Origin of the sequence: Alginatibacterium sediminis (assembly GCF_003610775.1) — a bacterium.
In the GTDB taxonomy this organism is placed as follows: Bacteria; Pseudomonadota; Gammaproteobacteria; order Enterobacterales; family Celerinatantimonadaceae; genus Alginatibacterium; species Alginatibacterium sediminis.
In genome coordinates this window covers 208,259-222,508 of sequence record NZ_RAQO01000002.1, presented here as the reverse complement: position 1 = coordinate 222,508, position 14,250 = coordinate 208,259, and the positions used below count along the sequence as shown (strand labels likewise).

Genomic DNA, 14,250 nt, shown 5'->3' with positions numbered 1-14,250 from the left:
AGCCAGAGCCAGAGCCAGAGCCAGAGCCAGAGCCAGAGCCAGAGCCAGAGCCAGAGCCAGAGCCCGCCACACGTCCTGGTTTTTTCGCTCGCCTTAAAGCGGGTCTTAAACGAACCCGACAGAATTTTGGTGATAGCTTTGTCAGCTTGTTCAAAGACAAAAAGATTGATGACGAGCTATTTGAAGAGCTTGAAGAGCAGCTGCTAATTGCCGATGTCGGTGTAGACACCACCACAAAGATCATTAGTCAACTGACCGAACATGCAAGCCGAAGCCAACTTAAAGATGCAGAATCCTTGTATCAGTTGTTAAAGCAAGACATGTGTCAATTGCTTGAAAAAGCCGACTCTGACTTCGATGTGAAAAGCAGTAATGGCCCCTTTGTGATATTGATGGTTGGTGTTAATGGTGTGGGCAAAACCACAACGATTGGCAAAATGGCTAAACAATTTCAGCAGCAAGGTAAGTCAGTAATGTTAGCCGCCGGCGATACTTTCCGCGCAGCCGCGGTTGAACAACTGCAAGTGTGGGGACAACGCAATGACATTCCAGTGGTTGCCCAACATACCGGTGCAGATAGCGCCTCGGTTATTTTTGATGCCTTGCAAAGTGCCAAGTCTAAGAATGTTGATATATTAATTGCCGATACCGCCGGTCGCTTGCAGAACAAAGCACACCTCATGGATGAGTTGAGTAAAATTGTACGTGTCATGAAAAAAGTTGACCCTGATGCACCGCATGAGGTCATGCTTACCATTGATGCCAGCACCGGTCAAAATGCAGTCAGTCAAACCAAAATATTCCATGAAGCAGTTGGATTAACCGGTCTCACTGTGACCAAACTGGATGGAACAGCGAAAGGTGGGGTTATGTTTGCTTTGGCCGATCGATTCGCTATCCCTATTCGATATATTGGGGTTGGCGAAGGTATTGACGATCTACGACCATTTGAGTCTAAGGCGTTTGTCGATGCCTTGTTTAGTCAAAACGAAGAAGCCGAATAGGGTAAAGCGAACATGATTCGATTTGAGCAAGTGAGCAAGGTATACCCCGGTAGCCACCGCGCACTACAGAAGGTCAGCTTTAATTTGGAGCAAGGTCAGATGGCTTTTCTGACTGGTCATTCTGGCGCAGGGAAAAGCACCTTGCTTAAATTAATCACGGCAATAGAACGCCCCAGCGATGGTCAAGTTTTTATTGGGAATCGCGACATTAGCCGGATTAAGGCTAGCCAAGTACCTTACCTTCGGCGTCAAATCGGTGTTATTTTTCAAGACTATAAATTGTTAAATGATAAAACGGTGTTTGATAATGTCGCACTGCCGTTGATTATTGATGGCTATGGGCTTAGCGACATAACGAAACGTGTACATGCGGCGCTCGATAAAGTTGGCTTGCATGATAAAGCTCGTTTTTTACCCTTAGAGTTATCTGGTGGCGAACAGCAGCGCGTTGGTATTGCGCGCGCTGTAGTGAATAAGCCTGCGCTGTTGATTGCTGATGAACCAACCGGTAATTTGGACCAAGAACTTTCGCTGGAAATCATGCGCTTGTTCGAACAGTTTAATCAAGTAGGGGTAACGGTATTAATTGCCAGTCATGACTTGAATTTGATTCAAGAGCGAGGCTACCCATGCTTGGTGCTTAAGCAAGGACAGCTAGCCCATAACGGATTACTAAGGGAGCAACTCTAATGGCTTCTGTGCATCGCGTCTCTTTTACTCAGCGCTTCAAAATGTACTGGGTTCGCCACTTGCAACAAGCCTTGGCGAGTCTGGGCGAATTATGGAGAACACCACTTAGTTCAATGCTGTCTATCGCCGTTATTGGCGTGTGTTTAAGCATGCCGGCCGCTTTGCAACTAGCCTACAAAAACGTACAACGCTTAACCGACTCAATCCAAAGTAATAGTCAAATCTCACTCTACCTACAACAAAGCGTCACTGAAAAAGAGGCCAAAGCATGGCAACTTGAGCTCAGCTCAGAAGGCGGCGTGGCCGATACTCAATTTGTTCATCGTGACCAAGGTTTGGATCAACTGCAGCAACGTGCTGGTTTTGGTTCGGTATTGTCGCTTCTTGAAGACAATCCTTTACCGCATGTGATCGTGGTGCAGTTAGCGAGCTCATGGCAATCTGCAGATAAGGCCGAGCAATTGTTAAGTCAATTAGCGCAAGCCCCTTGGGTTGAACAAGCTAAGCTAGATTTGGAGTGGTTGGAGCGACTTGATGCCTTACGGGCGATGTTTAGCCAGAGCGCCTTGTTTCTCATTGTGCTGCTGGTGGCCGCGGTCGTGTTGATTATTAGTAATACGCTTCGTTTAAATATACTCAGCCGCCGTGACGAAATTGAAGTGATGAAATTACTCGGTGCTAGCTCTCGTTTTATTCAACGCCCGTTTCTTTATACCGGGTTTTGGATAGGCTTAACCGGCGGTTTATTGGCTTGGGTTCTATGTAACTTGATGCTGTTCTGGTGCGAATATGCGCTATCTCAGTTAGGTTTAGCTTTTGGTCAGCAGCTCACATTACTAGGACAAAGTGCCCAAGAATTTTTGCTGTTGATGATCTCCGCACTTGGTGTATCACTGCTTGCCTCGTGGTGGTCAGTTCGCCGAAATATACGTCTGATTGAACCGAAGTAATGGATTATTCGAAGTGATACGATTAGTTACCCAAGCAGATGCTCCACGCTTTGTTGATTATTATCAACGCAATGCACATCATCTAAAAACATGGGAGCCTCAACGCGAGGCGAACTACCACAATTTGAAAAGCTGGCAACAGCGTCTTGAGGCTTGGTGCTCTGGCCAAGAGCAAGGACTAGAAGCACACTTCATCTGGCTTGAACAAGATAACATGCTGGGATTAGCCAATCTCTCAGGAGTTATTCATGGACCATTCAAAGCCTGTTACTTAGGCTATTCGGTCGACGGACAATCGCAAGGTAAGGGGATCGGTAAGCAACTGGTTGAGTATAGCTGTACGCATGCTTTTGAAGTACTAAAGCTTAATCGTGTTATGGCTAATTACATGCCGCGCAATACCCGTTCGGAACGTCTACTCGCGAGTGTTGGCTTTAAGCGTGAAGGGACTGCGCTCAAGTATTTAAAGATCGACGGACGCTGGCAAGATCATATTTTAAGCGCGTTGCTTAATCCAAATTCTGATTAAATTGCGCGTATAAAAAAGGCTGCACACTAGCAGCCTTTTGGATTTTGCAAGTTGGCTACTTAGGCCGCAATCAAAATTTCGCCATTACTTTCTTTAATTGGGTAGACGGCGATTGATACGTGCTCGTCATCGAAGCATTCACCCGTTTCTAAGTTAAACCGCTGCTTATAGGTTGGAGCAGCAAGCATACTTTGCCCTTGATAGTCTCCAATCAAGCCGCGTGAAAGCACGTTAGCTTTGCTAAACGGGCAGTAATTGCTTACTGCAAACAGCTGGTCTTTATGCTGATCCCAAAAAATAGCGATTTGCTGCTGATTGACGAGAGCACAGACCCCAGTATTAGGAAATAGTTGCGACTTATCAGCCACTTTCACCCAGTTTGGTTGCCCGTCGTTCGATGTTAATTGACTCATGATCTGCTCCTTAAGCCTCAGTGACAAGTTCGATGGTTGAAATTTTTTCTACTTCAGTTGCCGGACGGCGCTGTCCGCGCTCTCTGACGTAACTGATGTTGCTGTCGAGTTCATCGGTATTAATAAACTGTTTAAAGCGTTGTAGGCGCTTTTCGTCATTGATGGTGGTTTTCCACTCACACTGGTAGTTTGCAACAACATTTTGCATGTCAGACTCAAGTTCGGCAGCTATGTTTAATTTGTCGTCGATCACGACTTCCTTTAAGTAGTCCAAACCACCATCGAGATTTTCCATCCAAACTGAGGTTCGTTGCAGGCGATCAGCGGTTCGTACATAGAACATAAGTACGCGGTCAATGTATTTGACCAAGGTTTGGTCATCAAGATCAGTGGCAAAGAGGTCTGCGTGACGTGGGCGCATGCCGCCGTTACCGCAAACGTAAAGCCCCCAGCCATTTTCTGTTGCAATAATGCCAATGTCTTTACTTTGAGCTTCCGCACATTCGCGGGTACAGCCTGAGACGCCAAACTTGATTTTGTGGGGGGCGCGAAGGCCCTTGTAGCGATTTTCCAAATCAATGGCCATGCCAACACTATCTTGCACACCAAAGCGGCACCAAGTTGAACCCACACAGGATTTAACGGTTCGTAGGGATTTGCCATAAGCGTGACCGGTTTCAAAGCCGGCATCTATAAGCTGTTGCCAAATGATCGGTAATTCATGCAACTGGGCACCGAACAAATCGATCCTTTGACCGCCGGTTACCTTGGTATAAAGGTCGAATTGCTTTGCGACTTGGCCAATTGCAATCAACTTATCTGGGGTAATTTCTCCACCAGGTACGCGAGGTACAACCGAGTAGGTACCATCTTTTTGCATGTTACCTAGGAAAATATCATTGGTGTCTTGTAAACCGATATGGGCGTCATCTAAGACATAATCGTTCCATAAGGACGCCAAAATTGAACCGACTGCTGGCTTACAAATTTCACACCCACCCCCGCTACCATATTCACTTAATAGAGCGTCATAGGATTGGATCTTTTTCACTCTAATAATGTCGAACAGTTCTTGACGTGAATAGGCAAAATGCGCGCAGATGTCGGTGCTAACTTCAACGCCTTGTTTTTCCAACTCGCTATTGAGTACTTGAGTTGTGAGGGCGCTACAACCACCACAACCTGTGCTGGCTTTAGTGCATGATTTAATATCCGCCATACTGCAAGCGCCAGCTTGAACCGCTTCACGGATCTGGCCTTTAGTAACATCAAAACAAGAACAAATACTTGCTGAGTCTGGTAGTGCATCAACACCCATTGCTGAGCTAGATGAGCCTTCGTCGGCGTCAGGGAGCAGTAAATACTCTGGGCCTTGGCTTAAAGGCATATCGTTTAAATACAGTTGTAGCCACTGACCATAGTCGCTGGCATCTCCAACCATTATTGCACCTAACAAACGATCACCAGACGAATTGACGACCAGTTTTTTGTAGACGCCGTTTACGCCATCTAAAAACTGATAGGTTTTACAGCCGTCGCTTACGCCATGTGCGTCTCCAATGCTAGCTACATCCACACCTAATAGCTTAAGCTTGGTACTCATATCTGCACCAAGGAATTGCTTATCGATATGGCCATCAATGTGCTTTGCGGCAACTTTTGCCATGCTGTAGCCTGGTGCGACAAGACCAAAAATCTTGCCTTGCCATAAAGCACATTCACCAATCGCGTAAATGTCTGGCTCGCTGGTCTGACAATAATCGTTAATCACTATGCCGCCGCGTTCTCCAATTTCAATTTGAGAATCGCGAGCCAGCTTGTCTTGAGGTCGGATACCCGCAGAAAATAAAATCAGATCGGTTTCTAAGAAGCTGCCATCTGCAAAATTCATTCGGTAGCGGCAGCTTTCGCCTTGGGTAATACTTTGGGTGTTCTTCTCGGTGTGAACTTCTACGCCTAGCTCTTCGATTTTACCGCGAAGCAATCCACCCCCTTCACTGCAAAGCTGCACCGCCATCAAGCGCGGAGCAAATTCGACTACGTGGGTTTTTAGTCCTAAATCGACCAAAGCCTTGCCAGCTTCGAGACCTAATAAACCTCCCCCGACGACGACGCCTATTTGTGCGTCTTTGGCGCTGTTGCGAATAGCATCTAAATCTTCAATGGTACGATATACATGGCAATGCTCATTGTCATTGCCAGGTATAGGGGGAACAAATGGAAATGAACCGGTGGCAATAACTAGGCTATCATACGATGCAGTTACGCCATTTTGGGTATGGATACATTTTAGGGTTTTATCAATGGCAACAACTCGATCATTCACTAAATAGCGAACCCCATTGTCATCGTAGTATTGCTCATTTGTAAGCATCAGTGCTTCGACGCTATTGTCGGTAAAGTAGCTGCTCAAATGCACGCGATCGTAAGCTAAGTGCGCTTCTTCACTAAAAGTGGTTATCTCAAACTCGCTGTCACTAGCAAGTAATTGATCGATGAAGTGATGGCCAACCATGCCATTGCCAACGACGATAATTTTTTTCATGGCTTTCTCCCTAAAATCATTATGATTAAGTACGCAAAGCCAATGCCAGAGTAAGATCTGGTTCACATAAATTAAATTAATCCTTATTTAACAATTGGTTAGAAATATTTCGTCGGAATCCAAAGTGTAGCGAATTACTACTCCTTAGGTTATAGCTTGCACTAGCGTGGATCGATTTCGCACCTTACAAGTGCTATTGGTGTTGATCCTTACATCAATTTTAATCGTAAAAACTACAGTTCACGAATTGATATCGTGGCCTATAATCACACATAGCAGGATTACCATTCGTAAAGACCTGTAAATTTGGATTTCAAACTTCAATCTATTATTGCGCTTGTGCTACACTCGCTTCTTGAATTTTTTATGGGGTAATTATGAACCACAACATTGAGTCTATGTCTTTGGTCCCTCAAGGGAGCATTGAGGCCTACATTCAAGCCGTCAATCAAATTGATATGCTAACGCCAGAGCGAGAGCTTGAGCTCGGACATATGTTATTTGATGATGGAGATGTGAGCGCAGCAAGAGAGATGGTTATGTCGCATCTTCGCTTCGTTGTGCATGTGGCTAAAAATTATGCCGGCTACGGTCTGCCACAAGCAGATCTTATCCAAGAAGGTAATGTTGGTTTAATGAAAGCGGTTAAACGCTTCAACCCGACTGTAGGCGTACGTCTTGTTTCGTTTGCAGTACATTGGATTAAAGCTGAGATCCATGAATATGTCTTACGTAATTGGCGCATGGTAAAAGTGGCAACAACCAAAGCACAGCGCAAACTGTTCTTTAATCTTCGTAAGAATAAAAAAAGATTAGGCTGGTTCACACAAGAAGAAGTGCATACAGTTGCTAGCGAACTAAACGTCAGTGTTAAAGATGTACTTGAGATGGAGTCGCGAATGAGCGCTCAAGACCAAGCCTTCGATCTTGCCAATGACGATGATGAACGCGAAGGCGGTGGCTTTGCTCCTGTTCAGTTTTTAGAAGACAAAAGCTCTGATCTTGCTGCTGGTGTTGAAGCACAAGACTGGGATGATAACTCCAATCGTAAACTTAAAGCTGCTATAGAAACGCTTGATGAGCGCAGTGCTCATATTGTGACGCGCCGCTGGTTAGATGAAAACAAGTCAACCTTGCAGGAATTAGCAGAGCAATACGGCGTTTCTGCAGAGCGAATTCGCCAGTTAGAGAAGAACGCGATGAAAAAACTGAAAGCACAGATGTATAATTAGGCAGGTTTAGCAGAATTTTTTTGCTAGCTATGCTAATTTTAGTCTTTTACTAAGTTATAATTTTGGCTCATGGACGATCCTCTCGATTTAAACAAAGTTAGTTTTATTATTGATAATGATGGCAATAAGTCTGCTGCCATCATTCCTATCGATCTCTATCAACAGTTAATCGCTTTAAAATCATTGATTAGCAATCAACCTGAACCCGAACCCAGCGCCGATTTTAGCTTTAAGGTAAAACACGTTAAAGCGTGGGGTTTTCCGCAAGGCAAGAAAAGTAAGCCCGGCTTCACCATTGTAAAAGGCTCTACGATTGCTTTAGGCAACGCGGATTCATTGCGGCCCAGCATTTTGCAGCTTCGAAATAAGCTGGTTGAAGAGCACGTTTTGGTTAAGCTTGACGATGAGCGACTTCAGTTTATGCGAGACTATGCATTTGCTAGTCCCAGCGCCGCTGCTTGCTTAGTGGCTAGCAATGCTCGCTCTGGCCTCGATGCTTGGCAGGATCACTGGGGACGTAGTCTAAAACAACGAGGCTATGGACAAAAAAAAGGCTCTTAAAGAGCCTTTTTCGCCTATAAGTAATGGGCTACCTAGTTCAGTAGGGTTTCGCTGGTTACGTAGTCCAATTGCAGTGCTTGGGCCACCTCTTCACAACATAATTTACCGTGCATGACATTCAAACCATTACGTAGATGCTCATCATCAAGCAAGGCTTGGCGATAACCTTTGTTGGCTAATGTAACGATGTAAGGAAGTGTTGCATTGTTTAGGGCCATGGTTGCCGTTCTCGCGACACCACCAGGCATGTTGGCTACACAATAGTGAACAATGCCGTCCACAATGTAGATTGGGTCTTGATGCGTCGTTGCCTTTGATGTTTCAGCGCAACCGCCTTGGTCAATAGCGACATCTACAATCGCAGCTCCGGGTTTCATTTTGCTAAGCATTGCACGGGTAATCAGCTTGGGAGCTGCCGCACCGGGCAGTAGTACGCCGCCAATCACCAAATCTGCTGTGCTCACTTGTTCTTCAACACTGGCGCTACTTGAATAGATAGTTTGCAATTGACCACGGAAATCGGCGTCTAGTTGGCGAAGTACATCGACATTTCGGTCAAGTACGCTTACATTCGCCCCCATTCCAACCGCCATTTGTGCTGCGTTACGTCCAACCATTCCACCGCCTAGAATAACGACTTTTGCTGGCTCGACTCCAGGTACTCCACCCAGCAGTACTCCTCGACCTTGCTTAGATTTTTCAAGTGCCATTGCTCCAGCTTGGATAGACATACGGCCTGCAACTTCCGACATCGGCGCAAGTAATGGAAGACCGCCGCGTGCGCTGGTTACCGTTTCATAGGCGATGCATACAGCACCAGATTTAATAAGATCTTCAGTTTGTGGTAAATCGGGCGCGAGGTGCAGGTAAGTAAATAGAATTTGATCATGTCTTAGTAGTGCTCGTTCAACGGCTTGTGGTTCTTTTACTTTTACTATCATATCCGCTTGAGCGAACACATCGGCAGCGTTTGTGACGATGGTAGCACCCACATCTTGATAATCTTGGTCGCTAAAACCAATGCCAACGCCGGCCTGTGTCTCAACCAATAGCTGATGACCATGTTGGCATAGTTCATAGACACTTGCCGGTGTCATTCCGACCCGGTACTCGTGATTTTTTATTTCCTTAGGTACGCCAATAATCATAGTCATTATCTCCATCTAATAAGGTTAATCCAGCGCGTTACGCTAGTCTGTGGCTATATTATTAGCACAAAGCGAATGCCGATCAAGTGATAGATAGGTGCATGCACTGCCACTTAAGGGTGCATTTGAAACTAAATTCTGAGAAGCTTCAGCTTAGCAAAAGGAAATCATTTAAAGGGCAACAAAAATGCAACAAACGACTTTGGAACGGGTAATTTCAGATATTGATTTTTTTAATGAAGACGACCCAAATAAGGAATGCAACGAGATAGGGCAGTGGCTTTCCAAGGAAGTACTCTATAGTCAGCGAATGACGCAAGTACTAAGCGATTTTGAACCTAATGCTAGTCCTGAGTTACAAATTGCCGCCCGAGCTCAACACATGGGGCGCTGGCTTTCTGCACGCAGTGATTATCCTCAAGGTAAAGCTGGGTACCTAAATTGGCGCAAAGACCTTGGTAAAAAGCATGCGCAATTATGCCAAGAAATATTAGAGAAGCATCACGTTGAGTCATCACAGCAGCAACGAATAGCACAACTATTGCGTAAAGAGCGGCTAAATAAAGACGCAGAAGTTCAGTGTCTTGAAGATGTGATATGCATTGTGTTTGTAAAACACTACTTAAGCGATTTTGCTGCGAAGCATGATAAAGACAAGTTGCTGTCTATCATTGCAAAGACTTGGAACAAGATGTCAGATAAAGGGCATGCTTCGATTTTGGAACTCGAGCTAGCGGCTGAGTTAAAGTCAGTCTTGCTTGAAGCCTTAGCCTAACTTCTGCCTTGCACCCTTATCTCAATCACTTACAGAGACGCTGAAATTTACCTCTGTTGAGTTCTCATCTGCTATAATATGCCACGATTTTGAACTAACCAATGCCGCCCCGTGTGGTGTTGGTTAAGCCCGTCCAAGCTTCAAACTATAGGTTGAGTAGATAATGAAACGAGAACTCGCATTCCAATTTTCCCGTGTGACAGAAGCTGCGGCTTTGGCTGGTCATCGCTGGCTAGGTCGAGGTGACAAGAACAAAGCGGATCAGGCAGCGGTAGAAGCCATGCGATTTATGCTCAATCAAATTGACATTGATGGTGAGATTGTCATTGGTGAAGGCGAAATAGATGATGCGCCAATGCTTTATATTGGCGAAAAAGTGGGTATCGGAGGCGACAGTGTCGATATTGCGGTTGACCCTATCGAAGGGACTCGCATGACGGCTATGGGGCAAAATAATGCTTTAGCTGTATTAGCGGTCGGTGAAAAAGATACCTTTTTGCGTGCCCCCGATATGTATATGGAAAAATTAGTTGTGGGTCCGGCGGCGAAAGGCAAAATTGATTTGGATCTGAGCCTTAAACAAAACCTAGAAATTGTAGCTAAAGCTAGCAATAAACCCCTAACTGAGTTGACTGTGATTACCTTGGCTAAGCCGCGTCACGACGACATTATTGCCCAAATGCAAGAATGGGGCGTACGGGTATTCGCAATTCCAGATGGTGATGTTGCAGCTTCAATACTGACCTGTATGCCTCTAAATAATGTTGATGTCATGTATTGTATAGGCGGTGCTCCTGAAGGAGTAATTTCGGCCGCTGTTATTCGCGCATTAGGTGGTGATATGCAGGGGCGCTTACTACCACGTGATTTGGTTAAAGGAAGCAGTGACGAAAACAAAGTTCTCGCAGCGGACGAAATCCGACGTTGTAAAGAACAGTCCATTGAAGTCAATCAAAAGCTACTACTTGAAGATATGGCCAAAAACGACAATGTTATTTTTGCAGCAACAGGGATCACTAAGGGAGACTTACTTGAAGGGATTGTGCGTCAAGGCGACATTGCGACCACAGAGACCTTGTTGATTCGTGGTAAAACCCGAACTATCCGAAAGATTCAGTCAACTCACTACCTTGATCGTAAAGATAGTGAATTACGTGAGTTAGTCGTTTAGCTTAAACCCTACATTGTTGCTATAGCTTGTAGTCTTGCATAGGAACAATGCCTAAATGTCTGTAAAAGCCCAGTGTTGCTGGGCTTTGTGTTTCTGGAAAGCGCAAACTTTCGAATTGTTGCTGTTTAGCAAGCCCCGCCAACTGTTGAAACAGAAACACGCCTACACCGCGACGACGGGTAATATCACGAACTTCAAACTCAAGTAGTTCAAGCACTACTCCATTTTTTTCTGCCCAAGTATAGGCCACATGGCGCTGATTAAAAGTGGCGCACAATAACAGCCCATTGCTGTTCTCAATACGTTCAACAATCTGTTTAGGCTTAAGTTTTGAGTCGAAGGCTTGCAGGTCATTAATTAGCTGTTCGCTAACTTGTGTTACTTGATAGGTTGATAAACGCATGTTTAATCCGCGGCTAACTAAACGGCCTGCTGCTTGGCATAGCTACCGAGCTCAAGATTTTTAATCTCAATGCGCAGCTCTGCGTATAATTCTAAATACTCGACAAGAGTTTCAACCGAAGTATTTAGGGTTAGTTGCAGCTTTTGGTCGTTATAAGAAATGTCAAAACGCGCCAATTCTTCTAGCGTGAATGCTATTTGGCACAAAAGGGGAAATAGATCGAATTGATTGCCAGTTCCGATTGACGGCGCATTTGGAGCTGTTGAATGACGTTTTTTCCAGAATTTGTATGTGACTAAAAACAAACGCATTAGCTCTTGGCCGTTAACACTTTTTAGACAGCTGTTGTCAGCCCAGGCACTGGTCGAGTTATCTACGATAGCTTGGTAGTCGACCGAGATCGCTTGCAAATAGTCATGATCGATGTAGTTGGGGATCGATAGAAGCTTCATGAATAATTAACACAACCAAATAAAATAGTATTTTGAGGTTAACTGCAAAGATGCCTAAATCCAAGACTAAAAAGCTGAAAATAGCTAATTTGTGAAATTTTGCACGTAATTCTGACCGTTTAGATTAGTTTCTTTAGATCTTGGAGATCAAATTGTTTCTATTTCCAAACGTTCTAGAGTTTTCAACGCTTGTTTGGGGCCATCACCACAGATCCAATCGCAAGCTTTAAACTGGCTACAAACTGCTGGTCTTTCGGGTTTGTCGAAAATTAAACATAGATTTTCTGAACTCAAATGCTTACATCTAACGCCAGCGGCTTTGTTCAAAGAGCTAATTGACGGGGCTATACAGCAAGCTCCACAGCCCAAAACACAGTCCATTTTAACTCCTGAAATTGCGTAAAAGGCGCGTAGTGTAGCATAGCTAGTTAGTCGATCACCGTTTCACTATTGTTGTGTATTGGTAAGACCAACGCTAGTTTACTTGAATCGTCTATTGTCTCACCTCGCTCCGTTTGGTCAGAGCCATTGTCTATGGACAGCTGTGCCAATAATTGTTGGGTTGAAACCAGCTCAACTGAAACGGGTAGTTGCATTTGTTGCAATGCAAGTAAGGTATTGCTTCGGGGATGACCAATAGCAACAACATGACCATTGCGTTGTGCCGCAGCAATAGCCCTTTGTAGCTGTTGTTTGATCATCGGAAGCGAATCAACATGGTCGAGGAAAATATGTCTGCGTAAATTAGGGATATTAGAATCAATTGCTTGCTGCTGGGCGACCGTAGCGATGTGAGTTCGGCTATCGACAAAAAATAATTGTTGCTGCTTAAGCACTTGCATCACCCACAGCATGGCCTGCGCGTCACCAGTTAACAAGCTTCCTTTGTGATTGTTTATACCGACGGCCTGTGGCAGACCCTGCAATGCTTCAAGAAGATTACTTTTTATCTGGATCTCATTGTGGTGTTGCTCAAGGCCATGTTCGCCAAGGGCTGAACCATCAAGCGCCTGCATCGGCATATGTAGCATGATATCGCGCTCTTGTTCATACGCAGCTTGCGCTAAGGCTTGGGAATAATGCCGACCAGGTAAAATAGAGAAAGTAATCTCAGTTGGTAAGCCGAGCCATTCGAAATCGCTATTGGAATGCCCCAAATCATCAATAATTATATTTAGCTGGGCTGCGAAACTAAAAGGTGCAAGCACAAGGCTTGTTAGAAAAATTAAGGTTTTAACCATCGTTTAGGATTTTCCGTTTTTCCTTTGTAGCGCATTTGAAAATATAGGGAATTAGTCTGTTGACCGCCGCTGTTACCAGCTTTCGCTATTAAATCCCCAGCTCGCACAAAATCGCCTACATTGTGCTGAAGTGATTGGTTATAGCCGTACATGCTCATATATTCTTTGCCATGGTCAATGGCTATCACTAAACCGTAGCCACGCATCCAATTTGAAAATACAACTTTACCATCAGCGATACTTAGCACATCTTGCCCGGGATGAGCATCGAATACGATACCTTTCCAAGTATTACTTCCTTGGCTATTGCTGCCGTATGAATGCAAAACCTTACCCTTGGTCGGTGGGTTTAACTTACCTTTCAAACTGGCCAATCCCACAAGCGGAAACTCTGAAACCTGAGTGCTTGTCGATTGTACTTGCTGCTCTTCGATTATTTGGTTGATTTGGAGCTGCAGACTTTGTTCATCAGCGAGTAATTTTTTAACTTGTAACTGATCGTTTTCAAGCGCTTTGTTCATTTCTTTTAGAGTTAACATGCGCTGTTCTTGTTGTGCCTTGTTGGAGTTTTGAACCGACTGCTGTTGAACCACCAACTTTTGAAGTTTTTGCCTCTGGCTATCGAGGGCTTTCTTATTTTTGAGTAAGTCTTGATGATTTTGCTGTAGTAATTTTATTGCCGATACTCGAGCCTCCCCTAAATACTGGTAATAGGTAATGTTGCGCTCCATTTGATCCAGATCCTGCCCTTTAAGCAGTAATTTTATGGCTTCAGCATCGCCAGCAATATAGGCCGCACGAAGGTATTTGGAAAGTTGCAGTGACTGATCTTTGAGCTTAGCTTCTAAGTTGCTTTGTTCGGTGACGAGTTTCGCTTCGGTCGCTTTATTTTGTTTCAGATCGCTTTGTAATTCGCGAAGTTTTTTACTGCTGCTCGCTAGAGCCAGTTCATCTTTTTTCAGCAAGTCTTGGATAGCATTTAAGGTTTTTTGCTGACTTACGATATCACCCTGTTGGTCACTCATTTTAGCGCGAAGCTCTAGCAATTGACGGCTGTGATCAGCGGCCGCCATTACTTCTGAACATAGAAATAATAACAAGCTTGCCATGAATAAATTTTTCAATCGTTTTATTTG

General features: G+C 44.6%; 15 protein-coding genes and 1 pseudogene. 8 read left to right on the top strand and 8 right to left on the bottom strand.

Annotated features, from left to right (window positions below):
* Positions 1-23: 23 nt before the first annotated feature.
* The 4 genes and pseudogenes from ftsY to DBZ36_RS02290 form a co-directional block, all read left to right on the top strand.
* Positions 24-1,004 (top strand): annotated as a pseudogene (ftsY, locus tag DBZ36_RS02305) (signal recognition particle-docking protein FtsY); the annotation flags it as partial.
* A gap of 12 nt (positions 1,005-1,016) precedes the next feature.
* Positions 1,017-1,694: a cell division ATP-binding protein FtsE gene (ftsE, locus tag DBZ36_RS02300; protein WP_120353305.1), complete on the top strand. Its 678-nt coding sequence runs from the start codon at positions 1,017-1,019 to the stop codon at positions 1,692-1,694.
* Entirely contained in the window at positions 1,694-2,644 is a 951-nt protein-coding gene (gene ftsX, locus DBZ36_RS02295; RefSeq protein ID WP_120353304.1) for a permease-like cell division protein FtsX, read from the top strand. The genes ftsE and ftsX overlap by 1 nt, the downstream gene beginning before the upstream one ends.
* 13 nt (positions 2,645-2,657) lie before the next feature.
* Positions 2,658-3,173, top strand: coding sequence for a GNAT family N-acetyltransferase (locus DBZ36_RS02290; RefSeq protein WP_158589009.1), 516 nt, complete (start codon positions 2,658-2,660; stop codon positions 3,171-3,173).
* 59 nt (positions 3,174-3,232) lie between these two features.
* On the opposite strand, the gene nirD is transcribed toward DBZ36_RS02290, so the two are convergent.
* Both nirD and nirB read right to left on the bottom strand, forming a co-directional pair.
* On the bottom strand, positions 3,233-3,586 hold the full coding sequence (gene nirD / locus DBZ36_RS02285) for a nitrite reductase small subunit NirD (RefSeq protein WP_120353302.1): 354 nt from the start codon (positions 3,584-3,586) through the stop codon (positions 3,233-3,235).
* Between the two features lie 10 nt (positions 3,587-3,596).
* Entirely contained in the window at positions 3,597-6,131 is a 2,535-nt protein-coding gene (nirB, locus tag DBZ36_RS02280) for a nitrite reductase large subunit NirB (RefSeq protein WP_120353301.1), read from the bottom strand.
* Between the two features lie 377 nt (positions 6,132-6,508).
* Here nirB and rpoH point away from each other — a divergent pair, with 377 nt between their 5' ends.
* Both rpoH and DBZ36_RS02270 read left to right on the top strand, forming a co-directional pair.
* Positions 6,509-7,363, top strand: a complete 855-nt coding sequence (gene rpoH / locus DBZ36_RS02275) for an RNA polymerase sigma factor RpoH (protein ID WP_120353300.1) — start codon at positions 6,509-6,511, stop codon at positions 7,361-7,363.
* 69 nt (positions 7,364-7,432) lie between these two features.
* Positions 7,433-7,924 carry a DUF4357 domain-containing protein gene (locus DBZ36_RS02270; RefSeq protein WP_120353299.1) on the top strand — a complete coding sequence of 164 codons (492 nt, stop codon included), beginning with the start codon at positions 7,433-7,435 and terminating at the stop codon, positions 7,922-7,924.
* A 32-nt stretch (positions 7,925-7,956) separates the two neighbouring features.
* Here DBZ36_RS02270 and ald read toward each other — a convergent pair whose 3' ends face one another.
* Positions 7,957-9,072: an alanine dehydrogenase gene (gene ald, locus DBZ36_RS02265; protein ID WP_120353298.1), complete on the bottom strand. Its 1,116-nt coding sequence runs from the start codon at positions 9,070-9,072 to the stop codon at positions 7,957-7,959.
* 187 nt (positions 9,073-9,259) lie between these two features.
* Here ald and DBZ36_RS02260 point away from each other — a divergent pair, with 187 nt between their 5' ends.
* Together DBZ36_RS02260 and glpX are read left to right on the top strand one after the other, a co-directional pair.
* The gene (locus tag DBZ36_RS02260) at positions 9,260-9,847 is read left to right on the top strand and encodes a DUF4202 domain-containing protein (RefSeq protein ID WP_120353297.1); all 588 of its coding nucleotides are present in this window, start codon (positions 9,260-9,262) and stop codon (positions 9,845-9,847) included.
* Between the two features lie 163 nt (positions 9,848-10,010).
* Positions 10,011-11,018: a class II fructose-bisphosphatase gene (gene glpX, locus DBZ36_RS02255; protein WP_120353296.1), complete on the top strand. Its 1,008-nt coding sequence runs from the start codon at positions 10,011-10,013 to the stop codon at positions 11,016-11,018.
* Between the two features lie 19 nt (positions 11,019-11,037).
* Here glpX and DBZ36_RS02250 read toward each other — a convergent pair whose 3' ends face one another.
* The 5 genes from DBZ36_RS02250 to DBZ36_RS02230 all read right to left on the bottom strand — a co-directional run bounded on the left by DBZ36_RS02250 (position 11,038) and on the right by DBZ36_RS02230 (position 14,223).
* Complete coding sequence (locus tag DBZ36_RS02250) at positions 11,038-11,421, bottom strand: acetyl-CoA sensor PanZ family protein (protein ID WP_120353295.1); 384 nt, start codon at positions 11,419-11,421, stop codon at positions 11,038-11,040.
* Positions 11,422-11,438: 17 nt separating this feature from the next.
* Positions 11,439-11,873 (bottom strand): hypothetical protein, encoded by a 435-nt coding sequence (locus tag DBZ36_RS02245; protein ID WP_120353294.1) that lies wholly within the window; start codon positions 11,871-11,873, stop codon positions 11,439-11,441.
* A gap of 147 nt (positions 11,874-12,020) precedes the next feature.
* Positions 12,021-12,254: a YkgJ family cysteine cluster protein gene (locus tag DBZ36_RS20670; protein ID WP_120353293.1), complete on the bottom strand. Its 234-nt coding sequence runs from the start codon at positions 12,252-12,254 to the stop codon at positions 12,021-12,023.
* A 47-nt stretch (positions 12,255-12,301) separates the two neighbouring features.
* Positions 12,302-13,114, bottom strand: a complete 813-nt coding sequence (locus DBZ36_RS02235) for a divergent polysaccharide deacetylase family protein (protein ID WP_120353292.1) — start codon at positions 13,112-13,114, stop codon at positions 12,302-12,304.
* A complete protein-coding gene (locus tag DBZ36_RS02230) occupies positions 13,099-14,223 on the bottom strand; it encodes a murein hydrolase activator EnvC family protein (RefSeq protein WP_147394985.1) in 1,125 nt (374 codons plus the stop codon). The genes DBZ36_RS02235 and DBZ36_RS02230 overlap by 16 nt, the downstream gene beginning before the upstream one ends.
* Between the last annotated feature and the right edge of the window lie 27 nt (positions 14,224-14,250).